General features: G+C 62.7%; 16 protein-coding genes. 14 read left to right on the top strand and 2 right to left on the bottom strand.

The features are described 5' to 3' along the window. Positions 1-3: 3 nt before the first annotated feature. Positions 4-1,983, top strand: a complete 1,980-nt coding sequence (locus AB7E19_RS14375; RefSeq protein ID WP_043153994.1) for a bifunctional 2',3'-cyclic-nucleotide 2'-phosphodiesterase/3'-nucleotidase — start codon at positions 4-6, stop codon at positions 1,981-1,983. A gap of 114 nt (positions 1,984-2,097) precedes the next feature. On the opposite strand, the gene lpxL is transcribed toward AB7E19_RS14375, so the two are convergent. Continuing rightward, positions 2,098-3,021 (bottom strand): LpxL/LpxP family Kdo(2)-lipid IV(A) lauroyl/palmitoleoyl acyltransferase, encoded by a 924-nt coding sequence (gene lpxL, locus AB7E19_RS14380; RefSeq protein WP_010672769.1) that lies wholly within the window; start codon positions 3,019-3,021, stop codon positions 2,098-2,100. A 248-nt stretch (positions 3,022-3,269) separates the two neighbouring features. Between lpxL and hldE the strand changes: the two genes are divergently transcribed. After that, positions 3,270-4,697 carry a bifunctional D-glycero-beta-D-manno-heptose-7-phosphate kinase/D-glycero-beta-D-manno-heptose 1-phosphate adenylyltransferase HldE gene (gene hldE, locus AB7E19_RS14385; RefSeq protein ID WP_103243796.1) on the top strand — a complete coding sequence of 476 codons (1,428 nt, stop codon included), beginning with the start codon at positions 3,270-3,272 and terminating at the stop codon, positions 4,695-4,697. A gap of 154 nt (positions 4,698-4,851) precedes the next feature. Here the strand turns inward: hldE and tolC are convergent, their stop codons facing one another. Continuing rightward, positions 4,852-6,177 carry an outer membrane channel protein TolC gene (gene tolC / locus AB7E19_RS14390; protein ID WP_029313618.1) on the bottom strand — a complete coding sequence of 442 codons (1,326 nt, stop codon included), beginning with the start codon at positions 6,175-6,177 and terminating at the stop codon, positions 4,852-4,854. A gap of 306 nt (positions 6,178-6,483) precedes the next feature. Between tolC and nudF the strand changes: the two genes are divergently transcribed. The 12 genes from nudF to AB7E19_RS14450 all read left to right on the top strand — a co-directional run bounded on the left by nudF (position 6,484) and on the right by AB7E19_RS14450 (position 18,961). Beyond that, positions 6,484-7,125: an ADP-ribose diphosphatase gene (gene nudF / locus AB7E19_RS14395; protein ID WP_010672772.1), complete on the top strand. Its 642-nt coding sequence runs from the start codon at positions 6,484-6,486 to the stop codon at positions 7,123-7,125. A gap of 99 nt (positions 7,126-7,224) precedes the next feature. Then, positions 7,225-7,671: a DUF1249 domain-containing protein gene (locus AB7E19_RS14400; RefSeq protein ID WP_039039758.1), complete on the top strand. Its 447-nt coding sequence runs from the start codon at positions 7,225-7,227 to the stop codon at positions 7,669-7,671. Positions 7,672-7,698: 27 nt separating this feature from the next. Then, entirely contained in the window at positions 7,699-8,517 is an 819-nt protein-coding gene (gene cpdA, locus AB7E19_RS14405) for a 3',5'-cyclic-AMP phosphodiesterase (RefSeq protein ID WP_041214382.1), read from the top strand. A 9-nt stretch (positions 8,518-8,526) separates the two neighbouring features. Beyond that, positions 8,527-9,114, top strand: a complete 588-nt coding sequence (locus AB7E19_RS14410) for a YqiA/YcfP family alpha/beta fold hydrolase (protein ID WP_041214383.1) — start codon at positions 8,527-8,529, stop codon at positions 9,112-9,114. A gap of 2 nt (positions 9,115-9,116) precedes the next feature. Next, complete coding sequence (locus AB7E19_RS14415; protein ID WP_427935700.1) at positions 9,117-9,740, top strand: NUDIX hydrolase; 624 nt, start codon at positions 9,117-9,119, stop codon at positions 9,738-9,740. A gap of 36 nt (positions 9,741-9,776) precedes the next feature. Beyond that, positions 9,777-10,181, top strand: coding sequence for a GFA family protein (locus AB7E19_RS14420; protein WP_039039754.1), 405 nt, complete (start codon positions 9,777-9,779; stop codon positions 10,179-10,181). 171 nt (positions 10,182-10,352) lie between these two features. Further along, positions 10,353-10,595, top strand: coding sequence for a DUF1656 domain-containing protein (locus AB7E19_RS14425; protein ID WP_039039819.1), 243 nt, complete (start codon positions 10,353-10,355; stop codon positions 10,593-10,595). Then, positions 10,588-11,454, top strand: a complete 867-nt coding sequence (locus AB7E19_RS14430) for an efflux RND transporter periplasmic adaptor subunit (RefSeq protein ID WP_069651983.1) — start codon at positions 10,588-10,590, stop codon at positions 11,452-11,454. Before AB7E19_RS14425 ends, AB7E19_RS14430 begins: the two co-directional genes overlap by 8 nt. A gap of 1 nt (position 11,455) precedes the next feature. After that, the gene (locus tag AB7E19_RS14435; protein ID WP_288212575.1) at positions 11,456-13,459 is read left to right on the top strand and encodes an FUSC family protein; all 2,004 of its coding nucleotides are present in this window, start codon (positions 11,456-11,458) and stop codon (positions 13,457-13,459) included. A 113-nt stretch (positions 13,460-13,572) separates the two neighbouring features. Beyond that, positions 13,573-15,483, top strand: coding sequence for a DNA topoisomerase IV subunit B (gene parE, locus AB7E19_RS14440; RefSeq protein ID WP_128345312.1), 1,911 nt, complete (start codon positions 13,573-13,575; stop codon positions 15,481-15,483). Between the two features lie 255 nt (positions 15,484-15,738). Beyond that, positions 15,739-18,033, top strand: a complete 2,295-nt coding sequence (gene parC, locus AB7E19_RS14445; RefSeq protein WP_427935703.1) for a DNA topoisomerase IV subunit A — start codon at positions 15,739-15,741, stop codon at positions 18,031-18,033. Between the two features lie 46 nt (positions 18,034-18,079). Beyond that, positions 18,080-18,961 carry a hypothetical protein gene (locus AB7E19_RS14450; protein WP_427935705.1) on the top strand — a complete coding sequence of 294 codons (882 nt, stop codon included), beginning with the start codon at positions 18,080-18,082 and terminating at the stop codon, positions 18,959-18,961. Positions 18,962-18,989: the final 28 nt, after the last annotated feature.

Raw genomic sequence — 18,989 nt, forward strand, 5'->3', positions numbered from 1 at the left:
ACCATGAAGCTGGGGGCTATTGCCGCCATCGTGCTGCTGTCTGCCTGCAGCAACGAAAATGACAGCAAGGCGCAGCCGGGGACCGTCTCCCTGCGCCTGATCCAGACCTCTGATATCCACTCCAACGTGCTGGGCTACGACTACTACCAGAACAAGGAGGATCGCAAGTTCGGCCTCTCCCGCACCGCCCTGCTGATCCGCGCCGCCCGCGCCGAGAACCCCAACAACCTGCTGCTCGACAATGGCGACCTCATTCAGGGCACGCCGCTGGCGGACTACATCTTCGAGCAGTCCGGTGCCGGCTACCTCGAGAAGCAGGCGCACCCGGTGTTCAAGGCGATGAACGAGCTGGGCTACGACGCGGGCAACCTGGGCAACCACGAGTTCAACTACGGCCTGGACTACCTCGGCAAGGTGCTGGCGGGAGCCGACTTCCCCTATGTGAACGCCAACGTGTTCGAGGCGGGGGCCTTCAAGCGCGATGCCAAGGGACAGATTGACTGGAGCGGCAACAAGTTCACCCCCTATCTGCTGCTGGAGCGCGAGGTGACCGATGACAAGGGCCAGCGCCAGCGCGTCAAGGTGGGCATCCTGGGTCTGACCCCGCCCCAGGTGCTGCAGTGGGACAAGCGTCATCTGGAGGGCAAGGTGGTGGTGGCCGACATGGTCGAGACCGCCAATCACTATGTGCCCGAGCTGCGCGCCAAGGGCGCCGACATCGTGGTGGTGGTGGCTCACACCGGCATCAATGCCAGCAGCTACGAGGCCATGATGGAGAACTCCGCCTGGCATCTGGCCAAGGTGAAGGGGGTGGACGCCCTGATGCTGGGCCACGCCCACAAGAACTTCCCCGGGGACTTCCCGGATCTGCCGGAGGTGGACAACCAGGCCGGTACCCTGAGCGGCATCCCCACCGTGATGCCCGGTTACTGGGGCAACCACCTCGGCATCATCGACCTCAAGCTGGAACAGGTGGACGGCAAGTGGCAGGTGAAGCAGAGCCAGGCCAGCCTGCGCAAAATTGACGCTAGCGAGGGCAGTGCGGTGGATCAGCGGGTGGTGGACCTGGTACAGGCGGATCACGACGCCACCAACCAGTGGCTGGACGAGCCGCTCGGCAAGATCACCTCCCCCATCCACAGCTTCTTCGCCCTGGTGCAGGACGACCCCTCGGTGCAGCTGGTGAGCGATGCCCAGCGCCGCCACGCGGAGCAATTGCAACAAGACGGCCTGCTCAAGGAGTCCTACCCGATCCTCTCGGTGGCGGCACCCTTCCGTGGCGGTCGCAACGGCATCAACGACTTTACCTACGTGGCTCAGGGTGACATCTCCTTGCGCAACGTCTCCGACCTTTACATCTATCCGAACACCCTGCAGGTGGTCGAGGTGAACGGGGCCACCGTCAAGGAGTGGCTGGAGATGAGCGCCGGCCAGTTCAACCAGATCGACACCGGCAAGACCGGGGTGCAGTGGCTGGTGAACGAGAGCTTCCCCACCTACAACTTCGATGTGATTGACGGGGTCAGCTACGAGGTGGACATCACCCAGCCGGCCCGCTACAGCAAGGACGGGGTCAAGGTGAGCGACGGCCAGCGCATCAGCGGCCTCACCTTCAACGGCCAGCCCGTGGACCCGGCCCAGAAGTTCTACGTGGTGACCAACAACTACCGCGCCAGCGGCGGCGGCCACTTCCCGGGCATCGACGGCAGCAATATCGTCCATGAAGATCCCTTCGAGACGCGGGAGATCATCGCCCAGTACCTGAAGGCCCAGTCTGCGGACAACCCGGCTGGCTTCAGCCCGGCGGCCAACAACAACTGGCACATGAAGGCCCTGCCCGCCAACGTGGACGTGCGCCTCTACTCCTCGCCGACCGACGAGGCCAAGGCCCTGGCGGGGGCGGATCTGTCGTACCAGTCCACCCTGCCGATGGATGACGCCAAGCACCCCGGCTACGCCATCTACCGCCTGATCCGCCAGTAAGGCAGACGCTGGCAGCCAACAAAAAAGCCCTCGCAGTGCGAGGGCTTTTTCATGGGGCGCGGTGCCATCCTGTCCTGTCGTCTGGACTTGCCCGGTCGACGGGGCGGGAGGGCATCAGTAGTAGCCGGGATCGTCCGGATTGGGGCGGGTCTTGAAGCGGCGGTGCAGCCACATGTACTGCTCCGGCGCCTTGCGCACGGCGGCTTCAATCTCGCGGTTGGCGCGGCTGGCATCCGCCATGTCGTCACCGCTCGGGTAGTCCGCGAGCGGGGCGCCGATATGCAGGGTGTAGCCCTCCCGGGTGCGGATGTTGTAGCAGGGCAGGGTGACGGTGTTCTTCACCCGGGCCAGGGTGGCGGTCCCCGTGATGGTGGCGGCCTGCTCCACCGCGAAGTAGGGCACGAAGACGCTGGCATGGCTGCCGTAGTCGTGATCCGGTGCATACCAGAGGGCGTCGCCGTTGCGCAGCGCCTTGATCATCCCCTTCACGTCCATCCGGTCCACCAGGTATTTGTTGGAGGCGCAGCGACCGTGGTACTGGGCGTACTCCAGCACCGGATTGGTGTTGGGGCGATAGACGCCGACCCCGGGGCGCACCAGGCCGAAGCAGCGGGCATTGAGCTCAAGGGTGAGGAAGTGGCAGGAGAGCAGCAGCATCCCCTGGCCCTTCTCCATCGCGTTGATGACGTGCTCTTCCCCTTCCACCTTCATCAGGCGGCGCATCCGCCAGTCTGGCCAGAACCAGGCCATGCCCACCTCGAAGATGGCGCAACCCACACTCTCGAAGTTCTGCACCAGGAGGGCTTCGCGCTCATCCCGGCTGAGCTCGGGCATCGCCAGCTCCAGGTTGCGGCGGGCAATTTTGACACGGGATTTCAGCAGCTTGCGGGCCAGGGTGCCGAGCTGGCGGCCCAGCCACATCTGGCTGCGCCAGGGCAGCAACACCAGCAGCCAGAGCAGGGAGAGGCCCAGCCAGCTCCCCCAGTAACGGGGATGGAACAGACGGGGTTCGAGGCGGGGAGCGTGTTCTTGGGCCATGAAGAGTCTCTTGTTCGCAAAGGCAAAGGGGGGAGTCCGACCGAACCGGGGGGCCTGTGTGGGGTGGCCCGGCGCGGATGCGGTCACTCGCATGTCGAGGATTCTATCCGAAAAGCGGGGGTGGGCGCGAATCGCCGTCATCTGGTCAGAGGGGGCGTCAGGGGGCAGGGCCGTGCTTTTTTCACGCCCCGGAAAAGAGTGTGATAAAATCGGCCGCTGAATTTTTCAGGTTTTGAGAGCCGATACAGATGAAAATCACCCTGCCCGAGTTTGAAAAAGCCCACATCCTGGTCGTTGGCGATGTCATGTTGGATCGCTACTGGCATGGCCCTACCGGCCGGATCTCCCCCGAGGCGCCGGTCCCCGTGGTCAAGGTCGAGCACATCGAGGAGCGCCCGGGTGGCGCCGCCAACGTGGCGCTCAACTCCGCCGCCCTCGGCGCCCAGGCCGTGCTGCTGGGCCTGACCGGTCAGGATGAAGCCGCCGATGCCCTCGCCAGCCAGATGGCCGGGGTCAAGGTGGCCTGTGATTTCGTGCGCCTGACCGACTATCCGACCATCACCAAGCTGCGGGTGCTGTCCCGCAACCAGCAGCTGCTGCGCCTCGACTTCGAAGAGGCCTTTCACGACGTGGATGCCAGCCTGCTGATGGGCAAGGTGGAGCAGGCGCTGCCCCAGGCGGACGTGATGATCCTCTCCGACTACGGCAAGGGCGCCCTCAACGATGTGCCCGGCATGATCCGGCGTGCCCGCGCCGCCGGTATCCCCGTGCTGGTCGACCCCAAGGGGACCGATTTCGAGAAGTACCGTGGTGCCACCCTGCTGACCCCCAACATGTCCGAGTTCGAGGCCGTGGTGGGCAAGGTGAAGGGGGAGGAGGATCTGGTCGCCAGGGGGCTGGAGTTGGTCAAGCGCTTCGAGCTGGATGCCCTGCTGGTCACCCGCTCCGAGAACGGCATGACCCTGATCCGCGAAGGGCAGCCCGAGCTGCACCTGCCGGCCCAGGCCCACGAGGTCTATGACGTCACCGGTGCCGGTGACACCGTCATCTCCACCCTGGCGACTTCCCTTGCCGCGGGCAAGAGTCTGGATGAGGCCTGCGCCCTGGCCAACACCGCCGCCGGCATCGTGGTCGGCAAGCTGGGGACCTCCACCGTGAGCCCGGTGGAGCTGGCCAACGCCCTCTACACCGAGCAGGAGACCGGCTTTGGCGTCATGTCCGAGGCCCAGCTCAAGGTGGCTGTCCAGGCCGCCCGTCTGCGCGGCGAGAAGGTGGTGATGACCAACGGCTGCTTCGACATTCTGCACGCGGGTCATGTCTCCTATCTGGCCAATGCGGGCAAGCTGGGGGACCGCCTGATAGTGGCGGTGAACACCGACGAGTCCGTGCGTCGCCTCAAGGGGCCGGGTCGCCCGGTCAACCCGACCGAGCGCCGTATGACGGTGCTGGCGGCCCTGGGTGCCGTGGACTGGGTGGTCCCCTTCAGCGAAGACACTCCCCAGCGTCTGATCGCCGAGATCCTGCCAGACCTCCTGGTCAAGGGGGGCGACTACAAGCCCGAAGAGATCGCGGGTTACGCCGAGGTGACCGCCAATGGCGGCGAGGTGCGGGTGCTGAACTTCGAGGACGGCTGCTCCACCACCGACATCATCAAGACCATCCGCGAGCGCGGATAAGCGTAAAACCCGGCCAAGGCCGGGTTTTTTGATGGGGCTGCCGGGTCGGTGACATGGCCGCTGCCTGGCAGGCCCCGACCAACGCACTTCCAGCGGCGAACAGAGATGAAAAAGGCGACCCCGGGGTCGCCTTTTCTCATGGTGTGCGCCTGGCTCAGGACTTCTTGGTGACCTGGGCGGCGGGCATCAGACCCTGGTTCACCTCTTCCAGATCCTTCTGCTCCAGGATGCCGGCGGCCTGCTTGAGGGAGAGGATGCTGAGGATGTAGTTGTAGCGGGCCTCGGAGAGCTTCTGCTTGGCCTGATACAGCTTGCGGGTGGAGTCCAGCACGTCGACGATGGTGCGGGTACCCACCTCGTAACCGGCTTCGGTCGCCTTCAGGGCGCTGTCGGCGGAGATGACGGACTGGCTGTAGGCGCGGACCGAGCCGATGCTGGCGTTCACGTTGTTGTAGGAGGAGCGGACCGTGCTCTGCACCGAGCGGAAGCTGCGCTCGAGCTGTTCGCTGGCGGCAACGTAGTTGAACTGTGCCTGCTTGACCTGGGAGGTGGTGGCCCCGCCGGTGTAGATGGGCAGCTTGAAGTTCAGGCCGATGTTGCCCTGATTGCTGTTGCTCTCGGGGTTGCGGATCTCGTCCTTGTAATCGTTGTAACCGGCGTTCAGGCCGGCGCCCAGATCCAGGGTCGGTTCATGACCGGTCTTGGCCAGATCGATCTGCTCCTTGGCGATGTCCTTGCCGATGCGGGCGCTGTGCAGCTCCAGGTTCTTGTCCAGAGCCAGCTCCAGCCACTTGTCGGAGTTGAACGCGGTCTTCTGCGGGCTGAAGCGATCGGTGTTGAGCACGTCCAGTTGACGGTGGTCGATACCGGTCAGCTCGCGCAGGCTCTCGTAGCTGTTGTCCAGGGTGTTTTCGGCATTGATCTCGTCCGCCAGCGCCTGATCGCGCTCGGCCTCGGCTTCGTGCACGTCGGTGATGGCGGTCAGGCCCACTTCGAAGCGCTGCTGGGTCTGTTCAAGCTGACGCTCGACCGCGGTCTTGTTGGCACGCACGAATTCCAGGGTATCCATGGCCTTGAGCACGTCGAAGTAGGCCTGGGCGGTACGCAGCATCAGGTTCTGGTACTCGAGGTTGTAGGCCACGTCGGACTGGGTGGCGCTCTTCTCGGTCAGATCCAGGTTGACCCAGTTGCTGCGACGGTAGATGGATTGATCCAGGGTCACGGAGCCAGTAGCGCCCGTGTTGGTCATGGTGTCGTTCTTGTTTTGCAGGTAGTTCAGGCCGGCGCCCAGGTTGATCTGGGGCAGCAGGGCTGCACGGGATTCGTTGATCTTCTCGAAGGCCTGGTCCCGCTTGGCCTTGGATTCCAGCAGCTGGGTGTCCTTGATCTGGGCCTGTTGGTAAATATCGAGCAGGTTTTCGGCATGAGCGGCGCCGCTCACACCCAGCATCACCATGACTGACAAGAGTGTTCTTTTCATATGATAGTTTTAACCTTTTGTATCAACCCAAAGCTGTCCGCTGGATGAAGGGGGGATTGTCACCGACCAAGCTTGATTTCAGCTTAACCACTCTACTATAAGCAGATTTCATTGCGAACTGTCTCTTTTCCAGCTGCGGAAACGTCAAGGTCCGGGGCGAGTTTTCTCGGCAACGCGCCTAGCCAAATGCCCTGTGGCTGCTAAAATCCTTCCCTCATCGTCGGCGAGAGCGAGTGAATGAATGTTCATTCATGCCCCCGAATATTATGGTCAAACCAAGCCAAGTCAAGCTGGCAGGAGTCTCGAATGTCACAGCAAGCCTTGCCTCAAACCTGCCACTACTCCAGCGATGATGTGAAAATCATTGAAAAATCAGCTGGATATAATGGCTTCTTCAAGGTGAATGTCTACCGCCTGCAACACAGGCTGTTTGCCGGTGGCTGGAACGCCCCCATCGTCCGGGAACTGTTCGAACGTGGTCATGCCGCCGCCCTGCTGCCTTATGATCCGGTGCGGGACGAGATCGTGCTGGTGGAGCAGTTTCGCATCGGCGCCATGGAGACCAGCGCCACCCCCTGGCTGCTGGAGCTGGTGGCCGGCATCATCGATGAAGGGGAGACCGCCGAGGCAGTGGTGCGGCGCGAAGCGGTGGAAGAGGCAGGGATCGAGGTGGGACGCTGCGAACACGCCATCAGCTATCTGGTGAGCCCGGGTGGCAGCACCGAGCGCATCGAGGTGTTCGTGGGCGAGGTGGATGCCAGTCAGGCCAAGGGGATCCACGGTCTGGCGGAAGAGGGGGAAGACATCCGGGTCCACGTGGTGAGCCGCGAGCAGGCCTATGCCTGGCTCAAAGAGGGGCGCATCGACAATGCCGCCTCCGTCATCGCCCTGCAGTGGCTGGCCCTCAATCACGGCGAGCTGCGGGCACGCTGGCTGGCGGGGCGCTGAGGTGACGCTCGTTCAGACCCGGGTCAGGTGCCCTGTGTCCGACTGGAACACTGTGCAGTGGGTCCACCCTTCATGGACCCTGATTGAGGGAGCCGCGACATGTCATTAGTCCAGAGCCCGATGAAGCGCTATGTGCCTGATTTGATGTCCTTGCAGCGTACCTGCGAGGTCAATTACATGGCGCTGATGAAACTGTTGCCGCCTGGCGGCAGCGTGGGTGCCGAGCGCCGCTATCAGGTCGGCAACGGCCTGCAGTTCCAGCTCACGGTGACAGAGGAGAGCCGCTTCACCAGCCAGGTGATCCTGGCCCAGCACAACCCCGAATTGCCGAGCTACTTGCAAGCCCGGATAGAGATTCGTTTGTATCATGATGTGCGAATGGCGGAAGTGTGTGCGGCGCAACAGATTTCAATGTTGCAACCACGTTATGATTATCCCAATCAAAAAATGCATCACAGGGATGAAAAGGAGCAGGTAAATCTATTCTTGGCCGATTGGTTGAGATTTTGTCTCAAACACGGCACCAGCCTGATTAACATCCTCTAGTCGAACCCATAAAAAAGAAGCGTGATTTTGGAAACAGAGCTACCTCAGGCGCCGGACGGCAGTGTGCGCCTGTTACAGATTACCGATACCCATCTCTTCGCCAGTGCCGAGGGGCGGCTGCTGGCCGTGCCCACGGCGCAGAGTCTGGCCGCCGTGCTGGAGCGGGTGCAGGCCAACGAGCACCCGTTCGATCTCATCCTCGCCACCGGGGATCTTTCCCAGGATCACAGCCCGGAGTCCTACCAGCGCTTCGCCTCCATGATGGCGCCCCTGGCTCGCCCCATCTACTGGTTGCCCGGCAACCACGACGATGGCCCCCTGATGACCGAATACCTCCATGCGGCCGGCATCAGCGAGGCCAAGCAGCTGGTAGGCGAGCACTGGCAGGTGATCCTGCTGGATACCCAGGTGCGCGGCAAACCCCACGGGGTGCTGGGGGATCACCAGCTGGCGGCCCTGGATCAGGCCCTGCGCCAGCATCCCGAGCGCCATGCCCTCATCGCCCTGCACCATCAGGCGGTGCCGGTGGGCTGCGCCTGGCTGGATCAGCACAACCTCAAGAATGCCGACGACCTGTTCGCCGTGCTGGCCCGCCACCCGCAGCAGAAGACCATCCTGTTCGGCCACGTCCATCAGGAGTTTGACGAGGTGCACCACGGAGTGCGGCTCATCGCCAGCCCCTCTACCTGCATCCAGTTCAAGCCGCTCTCCGACGGTTTCGCACTGGACGAATCCGGCCCGGGCTGGCGCTATCTCACCCTGCACCCGGATGGCCGGGTGGCGAGTCAGGTGTGGCGCCTGCCGCTGGGGCAGTTCGTGCCCGACCCCAATGCCACCGGTTACTGAGGCGTTGCCATGAAGCCCGTCCTGCTCTATCTGCACGGTTTCAATTCATCCCCCGGCTCGGCCAAGGCGCAGCAGATGGCGGCCTGGGTGGCAGAGAACAGGCCCGATATCGAGGTGGTGATCCCGGCCCAGCCCAACACCCCGGCGGCCGCCTGGGCTGCCATCGAGCAGGCCATCGCCGACCTGAAGGCCCGCCACGGCAGCGCCCTGCGACTGGGCGCCGTGGGCAGCTCCCTCGGTGGCTTTATGGCGACCCGGGTCAGCGAGCGATACGGTTGCCGCGCCGCCCTCATCAACCCGGCGGTGCGCCCCCACGAGCTGCTCTGCGACTACCTCGGCCCCCAGACCAACCCCTACAGCGGCGAACGCTATGAACTGTTGCCCGGACACATGGACGAGCTGAGAGCGCTGGCGGTGCCGGTGACTGCCCCGGAGCGGCTCTGGGTGCTGCAACAGCAGGAGGACGAGGTGCTCGACTATCGCAAGGCGCTGGACGAATACCGCTTTGCCCGTCTCTCCCTGGAGTGCGGCGGCGATCACGCCTTCACAGGCTTCGAGCGCTACCCCGCCCAGATCGTCCGTTTCCTCGGGCTCTAGCCGTGCAGCCGCCGTTGGCCGCCTTCCTCGAACAGGTGCTGGCCACGGCCCAGGCGGGGCTCACCTATTCCCGCGATCCCTTCGACATCGCCCGCTTCGAGGCGCTGCGAGCGGCCACGGTGACGCTCATCGCCAGCCAGGGCGAGCTGGCCCCCGACACCATCGGCGACTGGATTGCCCTCGACAGCGGCTATCCCACCCCCAAGCTCGATGTGCGGGCCTTCATTCAGAACGACGCGGGCCATGTCCTGCTGGTGCAGGAGCGCAGTGACGGGCGCTGGACCCTGCCGGGGGGCTGGTGCGACATCGGCGATTCGCCTGCGGACGCCGTGGTGCGGGAAGTGAGCGAGGAGACCGGCCTCGCCTGTCGGGCGGTGCAACTGCTGGCCCTGTTCGACAAGCTCAAGCATCCCCATCCCCCGCAGTTGCCCCACGCCCACAAGGCGTTCTTCCTGTGCGAGGTGACGGGGGGCGCTCTGCTTACCGACACCGATGAAACCAAAGGGGCGAGGTACTTCCCCATCGACGCCTTGCCCGAACTCTCCCGCCACCGGGTGGTGGCGTCCCAGCTACGCACCCTGCATGACCATCTTTTACAAGGGCGGCGGGATACCCTGTTCGATTAACCGGTTCGCAGCCTGACACTGCGGCAAGGAGGCAGCATGATCACACGCATCGGCAATACCCCCATCCAGAAGAAACACAAGGCGAGCTGCCACTGCGGCGCCGTGGTGCTGGAGCTGACCCTGCCGGATGGCGTGGTGGATCCGCGCCGCTGCGACTGCTCCTTCTGTCGGCGGCGTGGGGCCATCGTCGCCTCGGTGCCGCTCTCCGGCATCCGCATCCTGCAAGGGGAGGCGGCGCTTCGCTGCTACCAGTTCAACACCCGCACCGCGAAACACTACTTTTGCAGCGTCTGCGGCATCTACACCCATCACCAGCGCCGATCCAATCCGGCGGAATATGGCTACAACCTCGCCTGTCTGGAGGGGGTCAACCCGTTCGATCTGGGAGAGGTGCCGACCCGGGACGGGGTGCATCACCCGGCAGATACCGTGGCCGATTGAACGCGAGGTGACTGCCCCGACGGGTGGCGGGGAGGACGGGCGAGGCGTTGTCGTGCCACTCCCGTGACGACGCCTCAGGGGGTCATCTGCTGGTGTAGCCCCCGCAATGGCTGTGTTAACCTTGCCCTGTCCGTCTCCCGGCGGACCCCGGCCTCTCTCTTCATTCTATCTCTGCCAACAGGGGGCACACCCGTGACGACTGCTTCAGCGCTGCCGGATCTGATCCTCGGGGCCTCGCTCTACTTTCCGCCCCTGTTCAAGGCCGTGCTGCTCGGCCTGCTGGGCTGGCTGCCGCTGCACCATCTGCTGCGGGACTGGCTCTACGGCGGCGAGGTCTGGCACCCCCTGCTGATGGATCTCTCCCTCTTCATCCTCGCCGTCAGCGGCGCCCTATGGATATTGCTACATGGCTAAATCACCCCTTGCGACCCTCAAATACTTCTCCACCCTGCTGGTCTTTGCCCTGGCGCTGGTGTCGCTCTGGTGGCTGTGGAACGACTACATGCAGGGGCCCTGGACCCGGGATGGCAAGGTGCGGGCCGAGCTGGTCAGCATCACGCCCCAGGTGTCGGGCAAGATCGTCAGGATAGGGGTCAAGGACAACCAGCTGGTGAAGGCGGGGGAGCTGCTCTTCACCCTGGATCCCGAGCCCTATCGCATCGCGCTGGACAACGCCAGCGCGGCCCTGGCCAAGGCCAAGTCGGATCTCGACAAGGCGGAGCACGAGGCGAACCGTCGCCAGAGCCTCTCCCGCACCGTCATCTCCGCCGAGGCGGTGGATGAATCCAGGCTCAATGCCCAGGCGATGAAGGCGGCCTATGAGGTGGCCCAAGCCAATCTGGAGCAGGCCAGATGGTCCCTTGCCCGGACCGAGGTCCATGCTGCGAGCGACGGCTACATCACCAACCTGCAGGCCAGGGTCGGCAACTACGCCACCGCCGGGGTGCCCCTGGTGGCCCTGATAGACACCCACTCCTTCTATGTGCAGGGCTATTTCGAAGAGACCAAGCTCAGGCACATCGCCCCCGGCAAACCGGCCGAGGTGGTGCTCTACAGCGGGGATCGGGTACTCAGGGGGGAGGTGGAAAGCATAGGGCGCGCCATTCACGATCAGAGCCTGGAAGGCAGCGAGGGGCTGCTGCTCGACGTCAAGCCGAACGTGCCCTGGGTGCGCCTGGCCCAGCGGGTGCCGGTGCGGATCAGGCTGCTGGCGATTCCCCCGGATCTGGTCTTGATCGCGGGCACGACCTGTACCATCACCATAGGGGACTAGAGTGATCCCCTCGCTCTGGCGCCAGACCCCCTGGGGCAAGGCCAACGGCGGACAGTGGCGCTACGCCCTGCGCAATGCCCTGGCCATGTGCCTGTCGCTCTGGCTGGCGTTCGTGCTGCAACTCGACTCTCCCTACTGGGCCATGACCTCCGCCGCCGTGGTGAGCTTTCCCACCGTGGGGGGCGTCATCAGCAAGAGCCTGGGGCGAGTGGTGGGCAGCCTCATCGGCGCCATGGCGGCGGTGATGATCACCGGCCTTGGCATCGGTGATCCCTGGCTCTTCAGCCTGCTTATCGCCCTCTGGCTGGGGGGTTGCACCTACATCTCCAACCACCATCAGAACAACGTCTCCTACGGTTTCGCCCTGGCGGGCTATACCGCCGCCATCATCGCCTTCTCCTGCGTCAACCTGACCGACCCGCAACATATCTTCGACATCGCCCAGGCCCGGGTGAGCGAGGTGATCGTCGGCATCCTCTGCGGCGGCCTGATGATGATGATCCTGCCGAGTTTCTCCGATGGCGAGACCCTGCTGGACTCCCTTGGCAAGAGCCAGACCCGGCTGCTGGAACATGCCCAGCTGCTCTGGCTCGGGGAGACGGGCGCCGATGTGCGCACCGCCCACGAGGGGGTGATCGGTCAGATCCTCACCCTGAACGTGCTGCGCATCCAGGCCGTCTGGAGCCACCACCGCCTGCGCCGCCACAACCAGTTGCTGAACTATCTGCTCCATCGCCAGCTGAGGATGGTCAGCCTCATCTCGGGGCTGCGCCGCATGCTGCAACACTGGCCAGAGGACGCCGTCGACCCGGCCCCCATGCTGGCCGCCGTGCTGCGGGAGCTGGGACAGGGGGGCTGCGACAAGCTGCGCATTGCCCGCCTGATGGCGCCCTTCGTGGCCCGTTCGGGGGATGATTATCGCTGTCAGGCCTTCTGGCTGCGGCTGCGCCACTTCTGCTGGAGCTACCTGGAGTGTCAGCGCTGGCTGGAAAGGCTGGCCCGCCACGATGGCCAGGAGTGGCCGGCGCCGCCGCGCCACAGCTCTCTGACCAGCCACACCGACGGCCTGGAGGCGGCCTACAACGGGGGGCGTACCTTCCTCTGCGTGATGCTGGGCTGCACCTTCTGGATCCACAGCCAGTGGGATGCGGGCGCTGCGGCCCTGACCCTGCTCGCCATCTGCTGCGTGCTCTATTCCGCCACCCCGGCCCCTGCCAAGGGGGCCCAGACCATGCTCAAGGCCATCGTGCTGCTCAGCTTTATCTGCTTCGGGGTCAAGTTCGGGCTGATGATCCGCATCGACGACTTCTGGATCTTCTGCGCCCTGCTGTTCCCCGCTCTCATCACCCTGCAACTGCTGAAATTGCAGCGACCCCAGGGGGCGGCGCTCTGGGGCCAGCTCATCGTGCTGCTCGGCTCCTTCCTCGCCATCACCAATCCGCCGAGCTACGACTACCTCGCCTTCGTCAACAGCAGCCTCGCGCAGGCACTGGGGGTGATGAGCGCAGGGCTGGCGTTCCAGCTCCTGAGGCCCAGCTCGGATCGGCGCAAGAGCCGCCGCCTGATGCACCGTCTGCGGCGGGATTTCGTGGACCAGCTGGCCCCGTCCCCGCATCAGAGCGAGGGGGAGTTTGAATCCCGGGTCTATCACGCGGTGAGCCAGCTCAGCCAGAGTCAGGATCAGGGGGCCCGGCTCTGGGTGCTGCGCTGGGGCGTGGTGCTGCTCAATTGCAGCCACATCGTCTGGCAGCTCAGGCTTTGGCGCAGCCGGGATCCGGCCCTCTATCTGGTGCGGGACGGCTGTCTGCGCTGCCTGAAAGGCATTCTGACCGAAGGGGGCGTGCAGCACGAGACCCTGGGGCGCACCCTGGCGGAGCTGGAGCGCATCAGCCAGGGGCTGGGGGAACATGCAGACCCGGCGGCCCGGGCACTGGCGGGGCTGGTGTGGCGACTCCACTGCTCCCTCTCCCAGCTTGTGCAGGCCCTGCCCGGGGAACCCGCCTGATCCCGGGCGGGGAGGCCGGAGCCCCTCTGGATCACCCTTTGCGAGCGCCCCATTTGTCCCGGGCCCTCCCAGCGAGTAAGATTCCCCCCAAACGTCAATTCGCAAGGCCCTCCATGTCCACTCAATACAATGCGGATGCCATTGAGGTCCTCAATGGCCTTGAACCGGTGCGTCGCCGCCCCGGCATGTACACCGACACCACCCGGCCCAATCACCTCGGCCAGGAGGTCATCGACAACAGCGTCGACGAGGCGCTGGCGGGTCACGCCCGCAATCTGGAGGTGATCCTGCACGAGGATCAGTCCCTCGAGGTGATCGACGACGGTCGCGGCATGCCGGTGGACATCCACCCGGAGGAAGGGGTCTCCGGTGTGGAGCTGATCCTCTGCAAGCTGCACGCGGGGGGCAAGTTCTCCAACAAGAACTATCAGTTCTCCGGTGGCTTGCACGGGGTGGGGATCTCCGTGGTGAACGCCCTCTCCGATCGGGTCGAGGTGACGGTGCGCCGGGACGGCCAGGTCTATGACATCGCCTTCGAGCGGGGCGAGAAAGTGTCTGATCTGACCATCACCGGCACCTGCGGCCGTCGCAACACCGGCACCCGGGTGCGCTTCTGGCCAGAGGCGCGCTACTTCGATTCGCCGCGCTTCTCGGTCTCCAAGCTGGAGCACCTGCTCAAAGCCAAGGCGGTACTCTGCCCGGGCCTCACCATCAAGTTCCTCGACAAGAACACCGGCATCAAGCTGGAGTGGTGCTACGAAGACGGCCTCAAGGATTACCTCATCGATGCGGTCAAACAGTTCACCTGCCTGCCGGAGCAGCCCTTCGTCGGCTCTTTCAGCTCCGAGCAGTCGGCGGTGGACTGGGCCCTGTGCTGGTTGCCGGAAGGGGGCGAATGCCTCGCCGAATCCTATGTGAACCTCATTCCCACCGCGCTCGGTGGCACCCATGTCAACGGCCTGCGCCAGGGGCTGCTCGACGCCATGCGCGAGTTCTGCGAGTTCCGCAACCTCTTGCCCCGCGGGGTCAAGCTCACCCCGGAAGACATCTGGGATCGCTGCGCCTACATCCTCTCCATCAAGATGCAGGACCCGCAGTTTGCCGGCCAGACCAAGGAGCGTCTGTCGTCCCGCCAGAGCTCGGCCTTCGTGTCGGGCGTGGTGAAGGATGCCTTCAGCCTTTACTTGAACAGCAACACCGAGCTGGCCGAACAGTTGGCGGAGCTCTGCATCTCCAGCGCCCAGCGCCGGATGCGCGCCGCCAAGACGGTGGTGCGCAAGAAGATAACCCAGGGCCCGGCCCTGCCCGGCAAGCTCACCGACTGCGGCTGCGCCGATCCCATGCAGGGGGAGCTCTTCCTGGTGGAGGGTGACTCCGCAGGCGGCAGTGCCAAGCAGGCGCGGGATCGCGAGTTTCAGGCCATCATGCCGCTGCGCGGCAAGATCCTGAACACCTGGGAGGTGGAGGCCGGTCAGGTGCTCGCCTCGCAAGAAGTGCACGACATCTCGGTGGCGATCGGGCTCGACCCCGACTCCGACGACCTCAGTGGCCTGCGCTACGGCAAGGTGTGCATCCTGGCGGATGCGGACTCGGACGGTCTGCACATCGCCACCCTGCTCTGCGCCCTCTTTGTGAAGCACTTCCGCGCCCTGGTGGAGAAGGGCCATGTCTATGTGGCCATGCCGCCCCTCTATCGTATCGACATCGGCAAGGAGGTCTTCTACGCCCTCGACGAGGACGAGAAGAACGGCGTGCTGCAACGGGTCGAGGCCGAGAAGAAGAAGGGCAAGGTGATGGTGACCCGATTCAAGGGGCTGGGTGAGATGAACCCCAAGCAGTTGCGGGAAACCACCATGGATCCCAACACCCGCCGCCTGGTGCAGCTCACCATGGGCGCGGAAGGAGGGGCAGAAGGGGAAGATGGGGACGAGACCCTGCAACTGATGGACATGCTGCTGGCCAAGAAGCGCGCCGGTGATCGCCGCGAATGGCTGGAAGAGAAGGGCAACCTCGCCATCATCTAAAGCGAGTCGCAAGTACCCCACCCCGGCCCTCCCCTTCGCAAGGGGAGGGGGCCAAGCCTCTCCTCCCCCTCATGGAGGGGGAGGTTGGGAGGGGGGCTTGTGATTCACCGTCGGCCCCCTGCCGACCCGCATTTCCGGCGTGCCCTCTGAGGGCGCGCCATAGCAAGAGAACAACCTTATGAGTGATGCTATCGAGCTCAGTCTGTTGGATGAAGTAGAGCGCCAACCAGCTCCCGAACCGAAAGAGATAATCACATGAGTGATGCCATCGAGCTCAGTCTGGACGGGGTAGAGCGCCAGCCAATGCGCACCTTTACCGAGCAGGCTTACTTGAACTACTCCATGTACGTCATCATGGATCGGGCCTTGCCGCATATCGGCGACGGCCTCAAGCCCGTGCAGCGGCGCATCATCTACGCCATGAGCGAGCTGGGGTTGTCGGCGCTGTCCAAGCACAAGAAGTCCGCCCGTACCGTGGGTGATGTGCTGGGTAAGTACCACCCCCACGGCGACAGCGCCTGTTATGAAGCCATGGTGCTGATGGCCCAGCCCTTCTCCTACCGCTACCCGCTGGTGGATGGTCAGGGCAACTGGGGTGCGCCGGACGATCCCAAATCCTTCGCCGCCATGCGTTATACCGAGGCGCGGCTGTCGCGCTTCTCCGAGCTGCTGCTCTCCGAGCTGGGTCAGGGCACGGTGGAGTGGACGCCGAACTTCGACGGCACCATGAAGGAGCCCGTGGTGCTGCCTGCCCGTCTGCCGCACATCCTGCTCAACGGGGTGACCGGTATCGCGGTGGGCATGGCGACCGATATCCCGCCCCACAACGCGCGGGAAGTGGCTCATGCCTGCGTGGAACTGCTGGACAACCCCAATGCCGGCCTGGATGCCCTGATGGCCCATGTGCAGGGGCCGGATTACCCGACCAACGCCGAGATCATCACGCCCCGCGACGACATCCGCAAAATCTACGAAACCGGCAAGGGCTCCATCAAGCAGCGGGCGGTGTGGAGCGAGGAGGATGGCGACATCGTCATCACGGCGCTGCCTCATCAGGCCTCCGGCGCCAAGATCATGGAGCAGATCGCCGCCCAGATGGTGGCCAAGAAGCTGCCCATGGTGACCGATCTGCGGGATGAATCGGACCACGAGAACCCGACCCGTCTGGTGATCGTGCCGCGCTCCAACCGGGTGGACGTGGAGGGGCTGATGGCCCACCTGTTCGCCACCACGGACTTGGAGAAGAACTACCGGGTCAACCTCAACATCCTGGGTCTGGACAACCGGCCCCAGGTGAAAGACCTCAAGACCATCCTCACCGAGTGGCTGAGTTTTCGCCGCGAGACGGTGCGCCGCCGCCTGCAGTATCGCCTCGACAAGGTGCTGGCTCGCCTGCACATCCTCGAAGGCTTGCTCATTGCCTACCTCAACATCGACGAGGTGATCGAGATCATCCGCACCGAGGAGGAGCCGGGCCGGGTGATGATGGAGCGTTTCAATATCAGCGAGACCCAGGCCGAGGCGATCCTCGAGCTCAAACTGCGCCACCTGGCCAAGCTCGAAGAGTTCAAGCTGCGTGCCGAGCAGAATGAACTGGCGGAAGAGCGCGACAAGCTGGAACTGATCCTGGGTTCCGAGCGCCGTCTCAGCACATTGCTCAAGAAAGAGATCCTGGCGGATGCCGAGAAGTACGGCGACGATCGCCGCACCCCGCTGGTGGAGCGCGCCACCGCCGTGGCACTGACTGAGAAGGAGCTCACCCCGAGTGAGCCGGTGACCGTGATCCTCTCTGACAAGGGCTGGGTGCGCGCCGCCAAGGGCCACGACGTGGATGTGGAGGGCCTCTCCTACAAGGCGGGGGACAACTACCTCGCCCACGCCCATGGCCGCAGCAACCAGCAGGCGGTGTTCCTCTCCACCCTGGGACGTACCTACTCCCTGGAGGCCCACACTCTGCCCTCCGCCCGCAGTCAGGGCGAGCCGCTCACCGGCCGCTTCGCGCTGGGGGCCGGTGAAGAGGTGCGTCATCTGGTGATGGGTAACGAGGGCGAGCCGTATCTCATTTGCTCCGACGCCGGTTACGGCTTCGTCTGCCAATACGATGACCTGACGGCTAAGAACAAGAACGGCAAGGCGCTGCTGACCGTGCCGGAAGGGGGCATCGTCATGGCGCCCCAGAGGATAGGCGCGCCGGACACGGATCTCTGCATGGCCATCTCCAACGAGGGTCGCATGCTGCTGTTCCCGCTCAATACCCTGCCGGTACTCGGCAAGGGCAAGGGTAACAAGCTCATCAGCATCCCGTCGGCGCGCGTGAAGGCGCGGGAGGAGTTTGTGGTGATGGCTGCCGTCATCCCCCAGGGCCAGTCGGTGACCCTGTTTGCCGGCAAGCGCAAGCTCACCCTCAAGCCCTCTGATCTTGACTACTACCGCGGCGAGCGCGGCCGCCGCGGCGCCAAGCTGCCCCGCGGCTTGCAGCGGGTGGATCGTATCGAGATTGAAACCGTCGCCGGCGCAGAACCGGCAGTCGGGGAAAATCAGGAAGGGTAATTAATATAGAAGGGCGCGAAAGCGCCCTTTATGTAAGGATGATTTAATGTACTCTTATTCATTTGCTATAAAAATAATAAATCAGAAAATCAATGGACTTGACTTTACTTTTGATAAAGTTGAAGTCGAGGAAATGGGTGATGGTGTAATACTCTTTAAGAAACATGGTTTTCCTACAGAGGAAGTGGCTTGTGAAAAAATGTACGAGCAATTTTTTAAATTTAAAATGTTTTTTCTTGAAAGAGAAATTCCTCATCTGGATTGGTTTTGTCTAGATTTTTCCCTTAGGGAGTTTACAAGAAAGTTAAATAGATCTTATCCGAGAAAATTTATTGCAGTTCACAGCTATGAGCCACTAGTATATGAAGAAGGTAAAAATGAAGGCTGGAATGGAGCGGAAATTGGTAGAGCTGTTGATCTAAGTGATTTGGGGACATCTATTTTAAGTGAAGAAATAATTGATGTTGCAGATGCTAATGTTTTTGAAGCATTGACGGTATTAACGTTAGCGGTATCTGAACCATTCCCTAAGTCAAAATTAATACTGTCAATGACTGTAATAGAGATATTGTCAGGAAAACAGAAAAAACAATCAAATAGTATTTTAACTGCTATAGACCATCTTAAGGATGAGGTGAGATCTATGACTATTGATACGGATGTTAAAGATAAGTTGGTTAATATATTGAATAATGGTAGGAAAGAGAGTATTTCAAGTAAGTGTTATGAGTTTATCAAGTCCACGTTAGGTGAGAGTGATGCTAACGATTTCAAAAAGATATACAATGCCAGATCTAAAAATGTGCATGGTGATAACACTATAAAATCTTGGGCAAATGATAGTGAGTTAGTATATTTTTCAAATAAAGCATACTCTTTAGCATTTAGATTAATATCCGTTTTTGTGAAGGGCCGTAGTTCTGATTAGCGAAGCGTAATCAAACGATCGCGAAAAA

Origin of the sequence: Aeromonas sp. (assembly GCF_050252055.1) — a bacterium.
Lineage (GTDB): Bacteria > Pseudomonadota > Gammaproteobacteria > Enterobacterales > Aeromonadaceae > Aeromonas > Aeromonas caviae.

What these genes read in the sequence shown, in the direction of transcription:
- AB7E19_RS14450 (WP_427935705.1), top strand. Translation starts at nt 18,080, where the DNA reads ATGTACTCTTATTCATTTGCTATAAAAATAATAAATCAGAAAATCAAT.
- AB7E19_RS14420 (WP_039039754.1), top strand. Translation starts at nt 9,777, where the DNA reads ATGATCACACGCATCGGCAATACCCCCATCCAGAAGAAACACAAGGCG.
- hldE (WP_103243796.1), top strand. Translation starts at nt 3,270, where the DNA reads ATGAAAATCACCCTGCCCGAGTTTGAAAAAGCCCACATCCTGGTCGTT.
- AB7E19_RS14410 (WP_041214383.1), top strand. Translation starts at nt 8,527, where the DNA reads ATGAAGCCCGTCCTGCTCTATCTGCACGGTTTCAATTCATCCCCCGGC.
- AB7E19_RS14430 (WP_069651983.1), top strand. Translation starts at nt 10,588, where the DNA reads ATGGCTAAATCACCCCTTGCGACCCTCAAATACTTCTCCACCCTGCTG.
- AB7E19_RS14375 (WP_043153994.1), top strand. Translation starts at nt 4, where the DNA reads ATGAAGCTGGGGGCTATTGCCGCCATCGTGCTGCTGTCTGCCTGCAGC.
- parE (WP_128345312.1), top strand. Translation starts at nt 13,573, where the DNA reads ATGTCCACTCAATACAATGCGGATGCCATTGAGGTCCTCAATGGCCTT.
- tolC (WP_029313618.1), bottom strand. Translation starts at nt 6,177, where the DNA reads ATGAAAAGAACACTCTTGTCAGTCATGGTGATGCTGGGTGTGAGCGGC.
- parC (WP_427935703.1), top strand. Translation starts at nt 15,739, where the DNA reads ATGAGTGATGCCATCGAGCTCAGTCTGGACGGGGTAGAGCGCCAGCCA.
- lpxL (WP_010672769.1), bottom strand. Translation starts at nt 3,021, where the DNA reads ATGGCCCAAGAACACGCTCCCCGCCTCGAACCCCGTCTGTTCCATCCC.
- AB7E19_RS14400 (WP_039039758.1), top strand. Translation starts at nt 7,225, where the DNA reads ATGTCATTAGTCCAGAGCCCGATGAAGCGCTATGTGCCTGATTTGATG.
- nudF (WP_010672772.1), top strand. Translation starts at nt 6,484, where the DNA reads ATGTCACAGCAAGCCTTGCCTCAAACCTGCCACTACTCCAGCGATGAT.